A 16177-nucleotide genomic window follows, 5' to 3' on the forward strand; every position below is an offset into this window, starting at 1 on the left:
AAGCGTCAACCCTCCCCCCCCCCGGTGACGCTTCCGGGCCTAAAAATTTCGATACTCTCCTGAATTCCCAGCATCGCCAGCCACTTACCGCCTTGGCGGAACGTTTGCGCGCGCCCGTGCATTTCCTTTCCGATCCCTCAGGGTCCGGTATTTGGAGAGTGAAGATGCGTAAGATCATCGCCTGCGCGGCCCTTGCGGGCGCCATGCTGGTCTCGGCCTGCAACACGATCGAAGGTATGGGCCGGGACGTTTCCTCGGCCGGCGACACTGTCGCCAAGACCGCCGACGACGCCAAATAGGCCAGTCTTTCCAAGGCGGAACGAAAAAGCCCCTCCACTCGGGAGGGGCTTTTTCGCGTCAGGCCTCGGCCGGCTCCGCTTCGTCCTCGGTTTCGGCCTCGGCTGCCGGACGACGGCGGCGCGTGAACCAGATCGCCGCCAGCGACAGGAAATAGAGGCCGACGAGCGGGATCGCGAGCAGGAGCTGCGAACCCACGTCCGGCGGCGTCAGCACCGCGGCAATCGCGAAGGCGGCGACCACGGCGTAACGCCAGGCGCCCTTGAGCTGCTCATAGGTCACGATCCCCGCCCGTTCGAGCAGCATCAGCAGCACCGGCAGCAGGAAAGTGATGCCGAACGCGAACAGGAACTGCATCACGAAATCGAGATATTTCTCGGCATCGGGCATCGCGACCTGCTTCACGCCGCTGGTGCCGAGCTCGCCCTGATAGCCGAGCAGGAAGTGCAACGCCGTCGGGATCGCGATGAAATAGGCCAGCGCGGCGCCCGCGATGAACAGGACCGGCGTCGCCATGAGGAAAGGCAGGAGCGCCTTCTTCTCCTGCCGATAGAGGCCGGGCGCCACGAATTGCCAGAGCTGCGCCGCGATCACCGGAAAGGACAGCATCATGGCCGAGAAGAAGGCGACCTTGAGCTGGACGAAGAACGCCCCGAAGATCTGGGTGAAGATCACCTGATCCTGCCCCGCCACCGCGAGCGGATGGACCAGGAAGCCGTAAATCTCCTTCGAGAAGTAGAAGGACGCGAAGAACGTCACCAGCAGCGCGGCCACGCAATAGAGCAGGCGGCGACGCAGCTCGATCAGATGCTCGAGCAGCGGCTGCTGGGTATCGTCGATGTCCCTCATTCCGCGGCCTCGGCCGGCGGAACCGCGCTGGATTTGCGAGTGCGCGGCTTGTTGGCGGCCGGCTTGGCGGCCTCAGCCGGAGCCGGAGCGACGGCGGCGGGCGCCTTGCGCGTCCGGGGCTTAGGCGCGGCCTTGGCGACCTTCCCGGCCACCGGGGCCTCGGCCGCCGCGGCGGGCGCCTTGCGGGTGCGCTTGGGCTTGGGCGCGGAGACGCCGGGTGTCTCACCGGTGATCGCGGGCTGCTCCACCATCACGGGCGGCGCATCCTCGGCGAGATGATGCACCTCCGCCTCGGGCGCAGGCAGCGCCGCCGGCGGATGCTCGGACATGATCCGGGCATTCTCCGCCGCCCATTGCTTCTCCAGCTCGGCCAGTTCCGCCTCCCGGACCATGGCGTCGAACCCGGAGCGGAACTGGCGCGTGACGGCGCGCGCCTTGCCGAACCATTTGCCCACAAAGCGCATCGCCTTGGGCAGATCCTTGGGCCCGATCACGATCAGCGCCACGATGGCGACGACCAGGAATTCGGGCGCGTTGAAATCAAGCATCGATCAAATCGCCAGAAGCGGCTCCCGGCGCCCTGAGCCGGGAGCGGCGCGGAAGTTCAGAGCTTCTCTTCGCGCGCGGCCTCGGCCTCGCGCTGCACGGTCGGCTCCGGGGCCGCCTTGCCTTCGATGCGGGTCGCCGGCTTGTCCTCTTCGTCTTCGGACATGCCCTTCTTGAACTGCTTGATGCCCTTGGCGACGTCGCCCATCATGTTCGAGAAGCGACCGCCGCCGAGCAGGAGGATCGCGATCAAGCCCAGCACGAGCCAGTGCCAGATGCTGCCCATACCCATAACAAATCTCCTTGATTCAAGCTCTATCTAGGCCTCGCGCGCAGCAGCGGCAATGGCCAACGCGGGAGCGCCCTATTCGTCGTCTGTGACAGTTTCGCTTTCGGACGCCCCGATCTCCTCGCCGGCCGCATCGCCTTCGCCCAGCGCCTCCATGGCGAGATCGACGGGATCGAGCAGCCCGGCGGCCTTGAGATCGTCGATCCCCGGCAAATCGCGGCGGCTGGAAAGGCCGAAATGGGTAAGAAATCCGCCCGTGGTCGCATACATCAGCGGCCGCCCGGGCACTTCGCGGCGACCGGCCGGGCGCACCCAGCCCGCCTCCATCAGCACGTCGATCGTGCCCTTCGATATCTGCACGCCGCGGATCGCCTCGATCTCGGCCCGCGTCACCGGCTCGTGATAGGCGATGATCGCCAGCGTCTCGATGCCGGCGCGGCTGAGCTTGCGGCTCTCCTCCCGGTCACGGCGCAGCAGATGGGCGAGGTCGGCAGCGGTCTGGAAGTGCCAGCGGTCGCCGCGGCGGACCAGCTCGATCCCGCGCCCCGCATACAGGGCCTCCAGCGCGGCAAGCGCGCCGCGCAGGTCGATCTCCGGGCCGACATGCGCGCGAATCTCGTCCACGGTCATCGGGTGCTCGGAAGCGAACAGCACGGCCTCCACCGCGCGCGAAGCTGCATCTTCGGGAGTCATCCGGCGGCCTTGAGATAGAGCGGCGCAAAGGCCGATTTCTGCCTGAGTTCCACCCTGCCCTGCTTGGCCAGCTCGAGCGCGGCGACGAAGGACGAGGCGAGCGCCGACTTGGCATAGGGTCCGCTCGCGCCTTCGGGAAGGAACGACTGGAGCGTGCTCCACTCGATCCGCGTGCCGATCAGTGCCGAGACCCGCTCGATCGCCGCCTCCAGCGTCATCACGTCGCGGTGCGCGACCACATGCATCACCGGCCGGGTGCGCGCGCTGATCCGGCCATAGGCAGCGATCAGGTCGTAGATCTCGGCCTCCCAGCGCGCCTTGCGCAGCACCCGTAGTCCCTCCGGCGCACCCCGGAAGAAGTTATCGCGCCCGGTGCGGTCGCGCGCCATCAGCCGGGCGCCGGCATCGCGCATCGCGTTGAGCCGCTCGAGGCGCAGCTGCAACCGGAGCGCCAGTTCCTCGGGGCTCGGCGTCTCCTCGGGGTTGCGCGGGAGCAGCAGCGCCGACTTCAGATAGGCCAGCCACGCGGCCATCACGAGATAGTCGGCGGCGAGCTCGAGCCTCAGTTCGCGCGCCTGGTTCACGAAATCGAGATATTGCTCGACGAGCTGGAGGATCGAGATCTGGCGCAGGTCCACCTTCTGGTTGCGCGCAAGCGCGAGCAGCAGGTCGAGCGGCCCTTCCCAGCCGTCGATATCGATCTTCAGGGTGTCGGGTGCCTCGACGTCCATGCGCGGAGTTAAGCAGGTCGGGCGAGCGCCAGCAACTCATCCCGCCGGGCGATCAGCTCCGCGAAGTCCGCTTCGGGCTCGTCCGCTCCCGTGGTCGCCATCGCGCGGTCGAGCCGCTCGACGCATGCCGGCGTCGCGTCGGGCAGCAGGCCGGAGATCTCGATCATCTCCTCCATCCGCGCCCAGCAGTCGAGCACCACGTCGCAGCCTGCGGCCAGCGCCTGCATCGCCTTCTCGCCCGGCGTGCCGGAAAGGGCCTTCATGTCGATGTCGTCGGTCATCAACAGCCCGTCGAAGCCGATACGGCCGCGGATGATCTCGCCGATCACTCCGGGCGAGAGCGTGGCGGGGCGCTCGGCGTCCCAGGCTTCGAACACGACATGGCAGGTCATGCCCATCGGGGCTCCCTTCAGCGCATGGAAGGGCGCGATGTCGGCTTCGAGCGCCGCGGCATCGACCTTGACCCGCGGCAACTCGAGATGGCTGTCGACCAGCGCGCGGCCATGGCCGGGCATGTGCTTGACCACGCCGACCACGCCGCCCCGGCGCAGCCCCTCGACACAGGCCTGGCCAAGCGCCGCGACGCGCATCGGTTCGCCGCCAAAGGCGCGGTCGCCGATCGCCTGCGTAACTTCGGGCGTGACCACGTCGAGCAACGGCGCGCAATCGACGGTCACGCCCACATCGGCGAGCATCATGCCCAGCGCATGATAGTTCGCGCGCGCCGCCTCGATCGCAGAGATCGGCGCGACGTCGTAGAGCCGGCCGAACACCTCGCCCGCCGGGAAGGCCGGCCATTCGGGCGGCACCATCCGGCTGACGCGCCCGCCTTCCTGGTCGATCAGGATCGGCAGGTCGGCCCGGCCGCTCAGTTCGCGCAGTTCCGCGGTCAGCGCGCGCATCTGGTCGCGGCTCCCGCAATTGCGCTTGAACAGGATGTAGCCGAGCGGATCGGCGTCACGGAAGAAATCGCGCTCTTCGGCCGTGAGCGACAGGCCGGATACGCCGAAGATTACGGGCTTCATGGAAGCGTCTTAGCGGAGCCGGAGGCGCCGGATAAGCCCCTCCCCCGACATCGGCCATGCCTGCACGGCATGACGTGCCGTCAGCAGGACCGCAGGACGCGGCGCCCGGCCGTCAATTCGCCACGTAGCAGTTCTCGCCCGCCACCTTGAGCTTGCCGCACAGTTCCTTGGCCTGGCCGTTCGAACCGGCATTCACCCGCAGGCGGAACACCGTCTTGCCGTCCTTCTCGCCGGGCTCGACCGATTTGCCGAGCGGAGCGAGATAGGCGAAGCGCTTCGAAAGCCGCGCCCAGGCGGCGTTGGCACCGCCTGCGTCCGGGAAGGCGCCGAGCTGGATCAGCGCGCCCGACCCGCCGGCCTGCGGCGCGATCACCGGTACGCGCCTGGTCTGGGCCTCCGGCCCGGCGGCGTTCGACGGGATCGCGACCTTGGCATTCCTCTCGCCCGCCAGCGACGGCGCCTTCTCGGCGACCTTCTTGCCCTCTACCGGCGCCTCGGGGAGCGCGCTGGTGTCGATGCTCGAATTGCCGCTGTCGCCCTGGCTGGTAGCGAAGACGGTGTCCCCCTCGCCGTCCACCTTCATCCCGCCCGGCTCGTCGGGCTTGACCTTATAATCGCCTTCGGGCGCCGCGATCAGCTCGCCATTGCCGACCAGGCTCTTCTGCTTCTGATACCAGTAATAGCCGAATGCCCCCGCGCCGAGCACGGCAAGCAGCAGGACGACGAGCAGCAGCAAGCGGCCGAAGGACGGCCCCTCGCGATAATCCTCCTCCACCGTCTCCAGCCAGGGAAGGCGATCGTCGTCGCCGAATCCGGCCTCCCCCCCACGCATGTTCATCCCCTACATCTCCTGGACAGCCTCGACGCCCATGATGCGGAGGCCGTTACGCACAATCTGCCCAATAGAACGCGCCAAATAAAGCCGTGCACACGTCAATGCCACCTGATCGGGAATCAGGAAGCGGCGGCTCGCATCGTCCTTGCCCAGGTTCCACAAACTATGCAGCTCAGCCGCCAAGTCATAGAGATAGAACGCAATTCTATGCGGCTCCCGCGCCGAAGCGGCGGCTTCGACGATCCGCGGGAACTGCGCGGCCGCCTTAACCAGCTTGAGCTCCTGTGTATCAAGCAGAGACAGATCCACATCGGCGCAGGCGATCCCCGCCTCCGCCGTGCGCCGCTGGAGCGAAGCGACACGGGCGTGCGCATATTGGACGTAGAAGACGGGATTGTCCTTCGACGCCTCGACCACCTTGGCGAAATCGAAGTCCATCTGGGCATCGGCCTTGCGCGTCAGCATGGTGAAGCGGACCACGTCCTTGCCGACTTCCTGGACGACATCGGCAAGCGTCACGAAATTGCCCGCGCGCTTCGACATCTTCACCGGTTCGCCGTCGCGCAGCAACCGGACCATCTGGACCAGCTTGACGTCGAACTTGGTCTCGCCGCCGGTGAGCGCCTGCACCGCCGCGACGATGCGCTTCACCGTGCCGGCATGGTCGGCGCCCCAGATGTCGATCAGCTGATCGGCCGACTGCGCCTTCTGGAAGTGATAGGCAAGGTCGGCGCCGAAATAGGTCCAGGCGCCGTTCGACTTCTTGATCGGCCGGTCCTGGTCGTCGCCGAATTGGGTGGAACGGAACAGCGGCAGCTCGACCGGCTCCCAATCCTCGGGCGTCTCGCCCTTGGGCGCTTCGAGCACGCCGTCATAGACATAGCCGCGCTCGCGCAGCCACGCCTCGGCCTGCTCGGGCTTGCCGGCCGCCTGGAGTGCGGCCTCGGACGAGAACAGGTCGTGATGGATGCCGAGCAGCGCCAGGTCGGCCCGGATCATGTCCATCATCGCGGCGACCGCGGTCTTGCGGAACGGCACGAGCCATTCGCTCTCCGGCGCGCCGACATATCGGTCGCCGAACTCCGCCGCCAGCTTCACGCCGACCGGCTTCAGATAGGCGCCCGGATAGAGGCCTTCCGGAATCTCGCCGATATCCTCGCCCAGCGCCTCGCGGTAGCGCAGATGCGCCGAGCGGGCGAGCACGTCGACCTGGCCGCCTGCGTCGTTGACATAATATTCGCGGATCACCTTGTGCCCGGCGAATTCGAGCAGGCTGGCGAGCGCATCGCCCACCACCGCGCCGCGGCAATGGCCCATGTGCATCGGGCCCGTCGGATTGGCCGAGACATATTCGACATTCACCGTCGTCCCGTCGCCCACGCGCGAGCGGCCATAATCGTCGCCGCCATCGAGGATCGCCATCAGCTCGCCGCGCCACGTCGCGTCGGTCAGCGTCAGGTTGATGAAACCCGGGCCCGCGATCGAGACGGAGGCGACTTCGTCCAGCTTCTCCAGCTCGGCGCCGATCTTCTCGGCCAGCGCGCGCGGATTGGTGCCGGCGGGCTTGGCGAGCACCATTGCCGCATTGGTGGCCAGGTCCCCGTGCGAGGCATCGCGCGGAGGCTCGACGGTGACCGCGCGTCGCTCCAGCCCCGCAGGCAGGTCGCCGGCGAGGACAAGCGCATCCAGAGCGAGGTTCAGATGCGCGGCGAAGCGTGCGTAGAGCGTCATTCAGCGTTCCAATAGTGGCGGAAGCGCGGGCTCTTAGCGGATGCGGCCGAAACTGCACAGCCCCTGGCCGCACTTCGCCATTCCAGCGCGCCGCGGGGCCGAGCGTGTTGACGGATCTTGCCGCGTCCCGCCAAATGGTTCGGGGCATGACCCCGATCTTTGCCGAAACCGGCGAACGGGAAGGACGTAGGACAGCGTGGCGGCAACAGCCTCGGGCAGGAAAAGGCGGACACAGGCAGAGCGCACCGCGGAGACACGGGAGGCGCTGCTCGATGCCGCGATCGGCTTGCTTCACCGCAACGGCTATGGCGGCACCTCGACCGAGACGATCGCCGAAGAGGCGGGCGTTACCCGCGGCGCGCTCCACCATCATTTCGGCACGCGCGCGCAGCTGATGGCCGAGGTGATCGGCACCGTCTATGAACGCGAGCGGCGCGCCTATGAGCAGATCGCCGCAGACACCGGGCGCGGCGCGCGCCTCTCCGACTGGCCGGAGATGCTGTGGGAGGTGCTGAGCCGGCCTTCCGGTCTCGCCGTGCTCGAAATCCTCCAGGCATCGCGCAGCGATCCCGAACTGGCAACGCTGGTCACGCCGATGCAGGCGAAGGTGGAGCAGATGTCGCTCGAGACCATCAAGGCGCAATTCGGCAGCGGAGAGGATGCGGAGGTGCTGGCGGGAATCCGCCTGTTCGTCTGGGCCGTGCGCGGGCTCTCGATCGCGCAGGTCCTGGCGCCCAACCCCGCGGACATGCGGCGCTCGATCGATTTCCTGCGGCTGCTGATCGACGGGGCGACGAGCGCAGGCGTCATCGACTCCCGGGGACGCCCGATCGCCTCGCCCGGCGGCTGAGGGATCAGGGAATCGGCTGCCCCTCCCGGCAGACCGCGGCGATATTCCCGAAGTCCCTGGTTCCGTCGTCGGTCGCGAGCATCTTCAGATGCCCGAGCCAGACGAAGCGCCTGAACACCGGATCCCGCGACGTCCGCTTCTCGCCGCACGCGATCTGCGGCGCGTCCCGCCGGACGACGACGTCACGCAACTCGGCGCGCGGATCCTCCATCGACGCGAAGATCGCGGCTTCCACCGCCGAGCGCGGCTGCGGGGCGGGCGCCGCGGATTCCATCATCGGCGCAGGCCTGGGGGTAGGTGAAGCCTCGGCCGGCCGGACCAGGACCGTGCCGGCGTCGGCCGCGACGGGCGCGCTGCGCGGCCAGGCGAAAAGGGCAATGACGACCGCCGCCACGGCCAGAAGCGCGACGATGCCGAGGGGGCGAACCATATTCCTGCCTTCCATGGATATCGCGGGTTGGCCGTGCGCCGCCCGGACCGCGACGCACGGCCATAAGCTCAGGGAATGTTGGAGACTCGTCCGGTCCAGGCGCTCGCGGTGAAGAATTCGCCGGTGCCGTTCTTGAACGCGGCGCCCGCGACGGCATCGCCCTTCAGCTGCCAGGCGAGCCAGGCGGTCGGGAAGCCAAGATAGCCATAGACGCCGTTCGCGCAGGCCTTGAGGAAGCCGAGCGCGCCGCAACCCGGCGTGCCGGTGATGTCATTGTGGTTGGCGCCCTTCAACAGGCCCTTGGCCTTGAGCATCGTGCCCGGCGTGGCGTTGTAATAGGCAGTCTGCGAATTGAGCTGGGTACCGCCGCTCTGCGTGTCCGGCGCGATCAGGCTGTCGGCGGTGCCGCTCACATAGAAGATCGATCCCGAACCGCCGGTGAGCGTCGGCGTGAGCAGGCAATTGTCCGCCGGGTTGCACCAGTTCTGGTTCGGCAGCTCGAAAGTCACGGTGGTGGTGATCACACCGTTCGAATGGAACATCGCATTGGCCGCTCCCGAGGCACCCTGCGAATGGCCCGCCGCTCCGACATGGGCGAAGTCGATGCGATGATAGAAGGGGCTGGCCGGGTTCGCTTCCTGGGCCTGCATATAGGCCAGGGAATCCAGTACGGTGTCACCATAGCCGGTCTGCTGATCGCGTGTCGCCACGACGACGAAGCCCCAGCTGGCGAGGTGCTTCAGCCAGTTGGTGTAATTGTCCGGCGTGGAGCCGGTGCCATTGGCCCATACCACCAGCGGCAGGCGGGTGTTCAGCGACGCTATGTTGGACGGATAGAAGACATCGCACTGATTGCCCTTGGAATCGCAGGCCGCGGTGGAGCGGGTCGTGGTCGTCGCGTAGCTGCCATTGGCGTAATATTGCGTTTCCACTGGGCCGGTCGGCGCGTTGGGAACGGATTGCGCAGACGCCGGCAAGGCGGCGGCCAGCGCGGTAGTGGAAACCAATATGGTGAGAATCGCCCGAGATACTTCCTTCATTTGCCTCTCCTTGCGCTTATCTCTTCTTCAGCTTGAGCCATATCGGTTACAGCACATCGAAATCGAATTGCGCCGGACCGATCGGTTCGGCCGCGCGGAGCGGCGAGCGGGAAATACGGCTGGTCTTCGTGCGCGTCGCATCGAGCTCCCCGGGCAATCGATGCGCATTTGATCCTCCCCGATCACCGATCTCCGCCGGTCCCCAAAGCCTAGGCGCACATTTACATGCAATCAAGAACGTATGTAAATTACTGCGCGCACGCCCCCGGCGCGCGGGGATACCAACCCTATTCGGTAGCTGCCGCGCGCGGTCTTGCCGGGTTGATGCCGTTGAGCAGCATCGCCGCGAAGGGGAAGCGCCGGACGATCAGGCGATGCACCAGATAGGAGAGCCAGCCCGACAATCCCACGAGCAACAGATAGGAGACATAGGGATTGAGCCGGAGCGGATCGATCAGCAGGTCGAGCGCCAGGATGATGGGGAAATGCACCATGTAGATGGTGAAGGCCGCATCCGAGATACGCCGAAGCGGCAGCGGCGTCCTGCGCATCGCGATCGCCGAGCGCACGATCAGCACGGCGACCGCCGGCGGGCACAGGCAGGAAGTCATCACGTTGAGCAGGCTCGCCGGCCCGTCGAAGAGCGCCTTCCCGCCGCCAGGCAACAGCCGCGAGGCAAGGCAGAGCGCGAACACCATGGCCAGCACCGTGAAGGCAGGCCCGGTGCGTGCCGTCACGTGGCGGAGCAGCGCGGGCGAGCCGGCCATGACCATGCCGAACACATAGAGCGGGGCATAGCCCGGTATCTGATGCACTGCCCAGGCCGGCTCGGCAAGCCGCCCCGCATCGCTCGCCAGGCGCGCGACCAGCAGGACGCTCATGGTCGCGATCACGCCGACGGCCAGGATGATCAGCGTCACCGAAGGGCGATCGCGCTCTACCCATTGATCGATTCGGGCGAAGATCCGGTGTGCCTGGTCGGCGCGGAAGAGCCAGAAGGTGATCGGGGCATAGGCGAGCAGGTCGACCAGGAACCAGAAGTGCCACCAGCCGAGCTCCTGCAATGCCGGCGCCATGGTGCCGAACGCTCGCCAACTGGCGCAGACGCTCATCAGCGGGGCCAGCACGAACAACCCGAAGCACATGGGGACGCCGATCTGGAAACTTCGGCGCGCCAGCCAGAGATCGGCGCCGCGCTTGCGGATCGCGAGCAGGCTGAGCAGCCCGGCGATCGCGAAGAAGGTACCCATGCGAAAATTGGAAGACGTCTTAGCGATCAGCACGAACAGGGGCAGGTCGATATCCTGTACGGTGGTCGCATGCAGGAAGACCCCGGCCAGCATCAGCAGCGCGCGCCAGTTGTCCAGACCGACAATCCGCTCGCTCCGCAAAACCGCTCCCCCGCACAACTACAGCCGCAGTTGAAGGGAAGTTGATCTAGATTAAATTGCTTAATCAGCCGTTCCTTGCGGCACCGAAACGGCGTAAATACCGGCATAACCTTCCACGTCCGGGCAACAACTCATGACCGGTAGTGCAGGGCTTCCGGATTACATCGTTGCAGGACGTTCCGCGGCAAGCTTTCGTCCAGTGCACGGCGCAATGCCGCCGTCCAGCGCCGATAGCCCTCGCCGTTCAGATGCAGGCCATCCTCATTGTAGAACGGGCCAGGCCGCCCCCCCTCGATCAGCAGCGGCACGATGTCGACATAGGCCACGTCCGGGCGCTGCTTGGCGATCGCCCGCGCGGCCATGTTGTACTGATCCTGCTGGTCGCGCCGGTCCCAGCGCGTGGGGCTGGGCTTCAGCGAGATGACGAATACCGGCGTCTGGCCGAACAGGCGCGACTTGATGGCAAGGAACTCGCGCAAGTCCGCCAAGGTCTCGTCCACCGAACGGCCGAAGGCGAGATCATTCTCGCCGGCATAATAGACGATCGCCTGGGGCGCCTGCTTGGCCTGATCGTGCGCGATGTGGAGGTTGATCTCTGCCATGGTCGCGCCGCCCATGCCGCGATTCAACGCGATCCAGGGCTGGAGATCGGCCTGGAGGGAGGACCAGCGGCTCATCGTCGAGCTGCCGACGAACCACAGCACGCATGCCCCCTCGCGGTTCGACGCGCCCGGGAGGGGCTGGCGCGCGAGGACCCATTGCCACCCGCCGAAAATGGTCGTGAACACCGCGAGCGCGAGCGCGCATTTGCCGAGCGTGGCGAGCGCGACGCGTAGCGGTCCGGGCGATCGGGTCGACAGCGGCACTCTCAATCCTCAACACGCGACTTCACGCATGCTAGGGAAGGAAAGTTAAGGCCGGGTTCGCACCCGCGACGCCATTCCGGTGGCCGATCCGATCAGGCCCGCACCAGATCCTGGATCGGCCTGGCTGCCTGCACCTCCGGGAACAGTTTCCGCGCCGTCACGGCCGGACTAAGCTCGAAATGCGCGGCGAGCGTCGAGCCGATCACCGCATCGAGACCAAGGGTCGGCTTCAGGTCGCGATTCTCGTAGAGCGCGGCATCGGTAAGGCCCGGCCAGTCGGCCACCACCCGCCCCCCGTTCACTGCGCCGCCCATCAGCATCGCGACCGATCCGGTGCCATGGTCCGTTCCCTGCGTGCCGTTGATCTTCACCGTGCGGCCGAACTCGGTGGCGACGAGCACCACCGTGTTGCTCCAGAGCGGCCCGAGCCCCTTCTGCAGCGCGCCCACCATCTGATCGAGCCCGTTGAGCTGGCCCGCCAGCCGGCCGCGCTGGCCGGCATGCGTGTCCCAGCCGCCCGTCTCGATCATCGCGATGCGCGAGCCGTTCTCGGCCGTCAGCATCTTGGCGGCGAGATCGCCGGTGGCGGCGGCATTGCGGCCATTGTCCGAGGCGAGATCACTGGTGAGCATCCTGGTCGCGGTCGCCTGCTCCCAGATGCCGTGGAGTTGGGCATCGCCCTGATACATCTGAGTGACGCGCATCAGCAGGTCGTCCGAGGCATCGGGCAGCGACGAGGGAGCATAGCTCGCGACTTCCACAGGGCCGCGCAACGCCAGCGGCACCGTCGCGGCGAGCGCGATCGCCTTCTCGTCGGCGGGGAGCAGCGCGAGCAACCGGTTCAGCCAGCCGTCCTTCAGCTGATACGCCGAAGTGCCGCCGGTCTCGAGCACGTTCTGCCCGTCGAAATGCGAACGATCACGATAGGGGGAGGCGACGGCATGCAGGAACAGCGCCTGTTTCGCACCGTAGAGGCCGTAGATGTTCCGCATCGACGGATGGAGCGCGAACATCGAGTCCAGCTTCGGCGCCGAGGCGAAGTCTTCGGCGAGCTGGCCGCGCTGGCTGACATAGGCCGGATCGCCGACCGGCGCGACCGTGTGCAGGCCGTCGGCCGCACCGCGCTGGATGATGAAGACGAAGCGCCGGTCGGTCGCCGCGCGGGCAAAGGCCATGCGGGCGCCGAAGGTGGAGGCGAAGACGGCAGAGGTGCCGAGGGCGACGAAGCTGCGACGGGAAAGTGCGGTCATCAGGCTTATCTCCGCATGAATTCGGGCGAGACGAGCATCAGGGCGAGACCCTGGCCCGGGCTTTCGGCGCGCGCGATCGACTGGGTGGTGCCGGTGCTCAGCGTGCCGGGGAAGAGCTGGGCGGCGCGCTGCCGCGCATCGATCGTATCGCGGGCGCGCTGCGCCATGCGCTCGGCGGCCTCCACGCGCCGCATCACTGCATCGGGCCCGGCCCAGGCGCCGACGACATCGTCCCAGCCGGCCGGCGACCCCGGCTTCCAGGTGGGCTGGCCGAGCTGACCCAGCAGCCCGTTGACGGCATTGCCCTGTATCTGCTGCGTGCCGAGCGCACGCATCGCCGAGATCGACCATTCCCAGGGCGACTTGAACTTGGCCGGCTGGGGCGCCCAGCATTCGGGCGAGGCGATCAGCGCGCGATAGACGGTCGGCAGGTCGCCGCCCGAGCCGAGGAACGCCTTTTCCAGCCGCGCGACCAGCGGTGCGGGCGGATCGTCATTGGCGAAGTGGCGAGCCAGCTTGGTCGCAATGTGTTTCGCGGTCGCCGGATGCGTGGCGAGGTAATTGAGCACCGCGGCCGCCTGGCCTTCGCCCTCCTGCGCCCATTGCCTGCCCAGGATGGTGCGGGCGCCCGGCTCGTGCAGCCTTGGGGCGAAGGCGAAGCTGCCGGGCTCGCCATCGGCGGTGCCGGCATAGCGCGCGCCGGCGCCGCGACCGATTCCCGCCACGGTGAAGCCGGTCATCGCCCGCGCGAACTCGGTAACGTCCGCCTGGGTATAGACGCTGCGGACACCCAGCGTGTGGAGTTCCATGATCTCACGCGCCAGATTCTCGTTGAGTCCGGCGCGCTGCCGGGCCTGGCGGCGGGCAGCGAGCTGGCCGGCGGGGCTGTTCGGGCCGATCGACACCGCCTGGTCGAGATAGAGCAGCATAGCCGGGTGCCGCTCGACCGCGTTGAGCATGTCGCCGAACCTGCCCATCACGTGCGGGCGGATGGCCTCGAACTCCATCGTGCCCGCCAGCCCGACCAATTCGAGCTTGTCGGCCGAGACCGCGAAATGGTTCGCCCAGAAGTGGACGAGCCGCTCGGCAAAGGGCATGGGAGAAGTGATCGCGCTCAGTGCGCGGGCGGAAACCATGCTCACATAAAGCTGCTGCTGCTGGCGCCGCGCTTCGCGCCGGGCCACCATCGCCGCATCCTCGCCTTGATAGAGCGGCCTCGCGGCAGGTTGCATGCCGGCCTGCATCGGCTGCGCGGCGGATTGCATGTCCTGCATCGCGGCGCCTTCCGCCATGGGCGGCTGCGCGCCTGCGGGCTTCGCCGGCCCGGCGGGCGGCTGCGGCCGCTGGTTGGGCGGCCCCTCGGCCTGGCGGATCTGCCGCTGACGTTCGTAGAAATCGGCGAGATCGCGGGCCACCAGCGTGCTCGGCACCTGTGCCGCGATCATCTGCGGGCGCGGATCGAAACCCGCAATCTGCCCGGCGAGCCATTTGCGGGGATCGACCCCGGCATCCTCGCCCGGCCTGGCGCCGAGCCCGAAGCGGTTGAGCGCAATACTGGCGTCCGACATACGACTCCCCTGAGCGTTGCCTGTCCGGGCTACGCCCAAAGTGTCGCAGAAGTTTGCCACATCTTCGATTCGATGGCCCCTTCGTCACACAATCGCGTGCATTTGCTGCAACTGGCGCGCGCCGCCTTTGCGATTGCTGGACTTGCTGCATCGCAACATAATCTGCGCAAGAACAGAATAAACCGGATGCCGGTCTGGCTCCTGATCCATCAAGGAGAAAGATCGTGTCGAGATTTCCTTTCGCGGCGGCCGCTGCCGTCTTCACCTTTGCAGCCCCGGCGGCGATGGCCGGTGAGCGCAGCTTCACGCATGAAGGCGTGACCTATACCTATTCGATCACCGCCAAGAACAAGGCCCAGATCCTCGCGGGGCGTACCAGCCAGGGCGGCGAATTCCGCCTGAGCGTAAAGAACGGCTGGGTCGACGGCTATGTCAACGATATCCACGTCTCGTTCCGCGCGCCCAGGGAAAGGGGCCCGGCGCAAATCGCCGCGCGCTGAGCCTTCCCGGAACATCGCAAGGGCCGAGGCAGCGACGCTCCGGCCCTTGCCTCCATCAAAAACCTTCGGGCAAGTCGATCGTGCCGACCAGTTCCTTGTAGCGGGCGACGGCGTAGCGATCCGTCATCCCGGCGATGAAGTCGGCGATGTGACGGCTGCGCGCGGGCTCTTCGACGGGCAGTGCCTCCGTCCATTGCGCGGGCATCAGCGAGGGATCGGCGCGATAGACCTGGAACAGCCCCGCCACCACGGTGGCCGCCGCTTCCGCCGCGGCGAGCTGGCTCGGATGATGATATAGATTGGCGTACATGAAGCGCTTGAGGCCGCGTTCGGCCTCGCGCATCCCGTCCGAGAAATGCGCGAGCACATGGCCCGCCGCGCGGACATCCGCCACCGTCTCCACGCCGCTCGCGGCGATCCGGGCGCGCGTCGCGCCGATGAGATCGTTGACCATCGCGCCGATCTGGGCACGGATCAGTTCGCTGATCAGGCGGCGGCGCTCGCAGCCGGGGAACTTCGCCGCCACTTCGCGCCAGCCCGCCGCGATCATCGGCACTTCGAAGAGCTGGTCGAGCTGGAGCAGCCCGGCACGCAGCCCGTCGTCGATGTCGTGATTGTCATAGGCGATATCGTCGGCGATCGCCGCGACCTGCGCCTCCAGCGAGGGCCAGCTCGCCAGCTCCAGCGGGAATGCCGCATCCGCTTCGGCCAGCGCCCATTCGGGATGGTCGATCGGGCCATTGTGCTTGGCCAGGCCCTCCAGCGTGTCCCAGGTCAGGTTCAGCCCGTCCCAGGCCGGATAGGGGCGCTCGATGGCAGTGAGGGTGCGCAGCGTATTGCCGTTATGGTCGAACCCGCCCTGCCCGGCCAGCGCCGCGCCCAGCGCCTTCTCGCCGGCATGGCCAAAGGGCGGATGGCCGATGTCGTGCGCCAGGCAGAGCGCTTCGGTCAGGTCCTCGTTGAGCCCCAGCGTGCGCGCGATCGCGCGGCCGATCTGCGCGACTTCCAGGCTATGGGTAAGCCGCACGCGGAAATGGTCGCCATCGGGCGCCATGAACACCTGGGTCTTGTGGCGCAGCCGCCGGAAGCTGATCGAATGGATGATCCGGTCGCGATCCCGCTGAAAGGCATCGCGCGGCCCCCGTGCAGTGCCGCCGGGCTCGGGATGGAGGCGGCCGCGGCTGGCTTCGGGAGTGGACGCCCAGGAGGAAATCGCTTTCACGCGCCGGCTCCTAACGCGCGCCGAGCGGATTGTCGAAGCCGAACTCGTCCGCCCCCGGCGCGAA

Annotated in this window: 18 protein-coding genes; 3 read left to right on the top strand and 15 right to left on the bottom strand. The window is 67.2% G+C overall.

The window, feature by feature from the left end; genetic code table 11:
- Positions 1 to 164: 164 nt before the first annotated feature.
- Positions 165 to 299: an entericidin A/B family lipoprotein gene (locus FFS08_RS11890; RefSeq protein WP_086130386.1), complete on the top strand. Its 135-nt coding sequence runs from the start codon at positions 165 to 167 to the stop codon at positions 297 to 299.
- 58 nt (positions 300 to 357) lie between these two features.
- Here the strand turns inward: FFS08_RS11890 and tatC are convergent, their stop codons facing one another.
- The 8 genes from tatC to argS all read right to left on the bottom strand — a co-directional run bounded on the left by tatC (position 358) and on the right by argS (position 6996).
- Complete coding sequence (tatC, locus tag FFS08_RS11895; protein WP_137861207.1) at positions 358 to 1146, bottom strand: twin-arginine translocase subunit TatC; 789 nt, start codon at positions 1144 to 1146, stop codon at positions 358 to 360.
- Positions 1143 to 1694, bottom strand: coding sequence for a Sec-independent protein translocase protein TatB (gene tatB, locus FFS08_RS24295; protein WP_137861208.1), 552 nt, complete (start codon positions 1692 to 1694; stop codon positions 1143 to 1145). Before tatB ends, tatC begins: the two co-directional genes overlap by 4 nt.
- A gap of 56 nt (positions 1695 to 1750) precedes the next feature.
- Positions 1751 to 1984, bottom strand: coding sequence for a twin-arginine translocase TatA/TatE family subunit (locus FFS08_RS11905; protein ID WP_086130383.1), 234 nt, complete (start codon positions 1982 to 1984; stop codon positions 1751 to 1753).
- 72 nt (positions 1985 to 2056) lie between these two features.
- Positions 2057 to 2674: an SMC-Scp complex subunit ScpB gene (gene scpB / locus FFS08_RS11910; RefSeq protein WP_137861209.1), complete on the bottom strand. Its 618-nt coding sequence runs from the start codon at positions 2672 to 2674 to the stop codon at positions 2057 to 2059.
- Positions 2671 to 3405, bottom strand: a complete 735-nt coding sequence (locus FFS08_RS11915) for a segregation and condensation protein A (protein WP_137861210.1) — start codon at positions 3403 to 3405, stop codon at positions 2671 to 2673. The genes scpB and FFS08_RS11915 overlap by 4 nt, the downstream gene beginning before the upstream one ends.
- 8 nt (positions 3406 to 3413) lie before the next feature.
- The gene (nagZ, locus tag FFS08_RS11920) at positions 3414 to 4430 is read right to left on the bottom strand and encodes a beta-N-acetylhexosaminidase (protein ID WP_137861211.1); all 1017 of its coding nucleotides are present in this window, start codon (positions 4428 to 4430) and stop codon (positions 3414 to 3416) included.
- 112 nt (positions 4431 to 4542) lie between these two features.
- Positions 4543 to 5268, bottom strand: coding sequence for an SPOR domain-containing protein (locus FFS08_RS11925; RefSeq protein WP_137861212.1), 726 nt, complete (start codon positions 5266 to 5268; stop codon positions 4543 to 4545).
- A 3-nt stretch (positions 5269 to 5271) separates the two neighbouring features.
- Positions 5272 to 6996 carry an arginine--tRNA ligase gene (argS, locus tag FFS08_RS11930; RefSeq protein WP_137861213.1) on the bottom strand — a complete coding sequence of 575 codons (1725 nt, stop codon included), beginning with the start codon at positions 6994 to 6996 and terminating at the stop codon, positions 5272 to 5274.
- A gap of 196 nt (positions 6997 to 7192) precedes the next feature.
- On the opposite strand from argS, the gene FFS08_RS11935 reads away from it, so the two are divergent.
- Positions 7193 to 7846: a TetR/AcrR family transcriptional regulator gene (locus FFS08_RS11935; RefSeq protein WP_137861214.1), complete on the top strand. Its 654-nt coding sequence runs from the start codon at positions 7193 to 7195 to the stop codon at positions 7844 to 7846.
- A gap of 4 nt (positions 7847 to 7850) precedes the next feature.
- Here the strand turns inward: FFS08_RS11935 and FFS08_RS11940 are convergent, their stop codons facing one another.
- From FFS08_RS11940 to FFS08_RS11965, 6 genes are all read right to left on the bottom strand, one after another.
- Positions 7851 to 8276, bottom strand: a complete 426-nt coding sequence (locus FFS08_RS11940; RefSeq protein WP_137861215.1) for a hypothetical protein — start codon at positions 8274 to 8276, stop codon at positions 7851 to 7853.
- A gap of 68 nt (positions 8277 to 8344) precedes the next feature.
- A complete protein-coding gene (locus tag FFS08_RS11945) occupies positions 8345 to 9316 on the bottom strand; it encodes a poly(ethylene terephthalate) hydrolase family protein (RefSeq protein WP_137861216.1) in 972 nt (323 codons plus the stop codon).
- A 287-nt stretch (positions 9317 to 9603) separates the two neighbouring features.
- Entirely contained in the window at positions 9604 to 10707 is a 1104-nt protein-coding gene (locus FFS08_RS11950) for an acyltransferase family protein (protein WP_137861217.1), read from the bottom strand.
- Between the two features lie 131 nt (positions 10708 to 10838).
- On the bottom strand, positions 10839 to 11573 hold the full coding sequence (locus FFS08_RS11955) for a GDSL-type esterase/lipase family protein (protein WP_137861218.1): 735 nt from the start codon (positions 11571 to 11573) through the stop codon (positions 10839 to 10841).
- A gap of 92 nt (positions 11574 to 11665) precedes the next feature.
- The gene (locus tag FFS08_RS11960; RefSeq protein ID WP_137861219.1) at positions 11666 to 12823 is read right to left on the bottom strand and encodes a DUF1501 domain-containing protein; all 1158 of its coding nucleotides are present in this window, start codon (positions 12821 to 12823) and stop codon (positions 11666 to 11668) included.
- 5 nt (positions 12824 to 12828) lie between these two features.
- On the bottom strand, positions 12829 to 14391 hold the full coding sequence (locus tag FFS08_RS11965) for a DUF1800 domain-containing protein (RefSeq protein ID WP_137861220.1): 1563 nt from the start codon (positions 14389 to 14391) through the stop codon (positions 12829 to 12831).
- A gap of 224 nt (positions 14392 to 14615) precedes the next feature.
- Here FFS08_RS11965 and FFS08_RS11970 point away from each other — a divergent pair, with 224 nt between their 5' ends.
- On the top strand, positions 14616 to 14891 hold the full coding sequence (locus tag FFS08_RS11970) for a hypothetical protein (RefSeq protein WP_137861221.1): 276 nt from the start codon (positions 14616 to 14618) through the stop codon (positions 14889 to 14891).
- Between the two features lie 55 nt (positions 14892 to 14946).
- On the opposite strand, the gene FFS08_RS11975 is transcribed toward FFS08_RS11970, so the two are convergent.
- Positions 14947 to 16113 carry a deoxyguanosinetriphosphate triphosphohydrolase gene (locus FFS08_RS11975; RefSeq protein WP_137861222.1) on the bottom strand — a complete coding sequence of 389 codons (1167 nt, stop codon included), beginning with the start codon at positions 16111 to 16113 and terminating at the stop codon, positions 14947 to 14949.
- Between the last annotated feature and the right edge of the window lie 64 nt (positions 16114 to 16177).

It is taken from the genome of Sphingomonas sp. 1F27F7B, from assembly GCF_005503355.1.
GTDB lineage: Bacteria > Pseudomonadota > Alphaproteobacteria > Sphingomonadales > Sphingomonadaceae > Sphingomonas.

Excerpts from the sequence above, each read along its gene's own strand:
- tatB (WP_137861208.1), bottom strand. The coding sequence starts at position 1,694 with ATGCTTGATTTCAACGCGCCCGAATTCCTGGTCGTCGCCATCGTGGCG.
- argS (WP_137861213.1), bottom strand. The coding sequence starts at position 6,996 with ATGACGCTCTACGCACGCTTCGCCGCGCATCTGAACCTCGCTCTGGAT.
- FFS08_RS11960 (WP_137861219.1), bottom strand. The coding sequence starts at position 12,823 with ATGACCGCACTTTCCCGTCGCAGCTTCGTCGCCCTCGGCACCTCTGCC.
- FFS08_RS11940 (WP_137861215.1), bottom strand. The coding sequence starts at position 8,276 with ATGGTTCGCCCCCTCGGCATCGTCGCGCTTCTGGCCGTGGCGGCGGTC.
- tatC (WP_137861207.1), bottom strand. The coding sequence starts at position 1,146 with ATGAGGGACATCGACGATACCCAGCAGCCGCTGCTCGAGCATCTGATC.
- FFS08_RS11925 (WP_137861212.1), bottom strand. The coding sequence starts at position 5,268 with ATGAACATGCGTGGGGGGGAGGCCGGATTCGGCGACGACGATCGCCTT.
- FFS08_RS11965 (WP_137861220.1), bottom strand. The coding sequence starts at position 14,391 with ATGTCGGACGCCAGTATTGCGCTCAACCGCTTCGGGCTCGGCGCCAGG.
- FFS08_RS11890 (WP_086130386.1), top strand. The coding sequence starts at position 165 with ATGCGTAAGATCATCGCCTGCGCGGCCCTTGCGGGCGCCATGCTGGTC.
- scpB (WP_137861209.1), bottom strand. The coding sequence starts at position 2,674 with ATGACTCCCGAAGATGCAGCTTCGCGCGCGGTGGAGGCCGTGCTGTTC.
- FFS08_RS11915 (WP_137861210.1), bottom strand. The coding sequence starts at position 3,405 with ATGGACGTCGAGGCACCCGACACCCTGAAGATCGATATCGACGGCTGG.
- FFS08_RS11905 (WP_086130383.1), bottom strand. The coding sequence starts at position 1,984 with ATGGGTATGGGCAGCATCTGGCACTGGCTCGTGCTGGGCTTGATCGCG.
- nagZ (WP_137861211.1), bottom strand. The coding sequence starts at position 4,430 with ATGAAGCCCGTAATCTTCGGCGTATCCGGCCTGTCGCTCACGGCCGAA.
- FFS08_RS11945 (WP_137861216.1), bottom strand. The coding sequence starts at position 9,316 with ATGAAGGAAGTATCTCGGGCGATTCTCACCATATTGGTTTCCACTACC.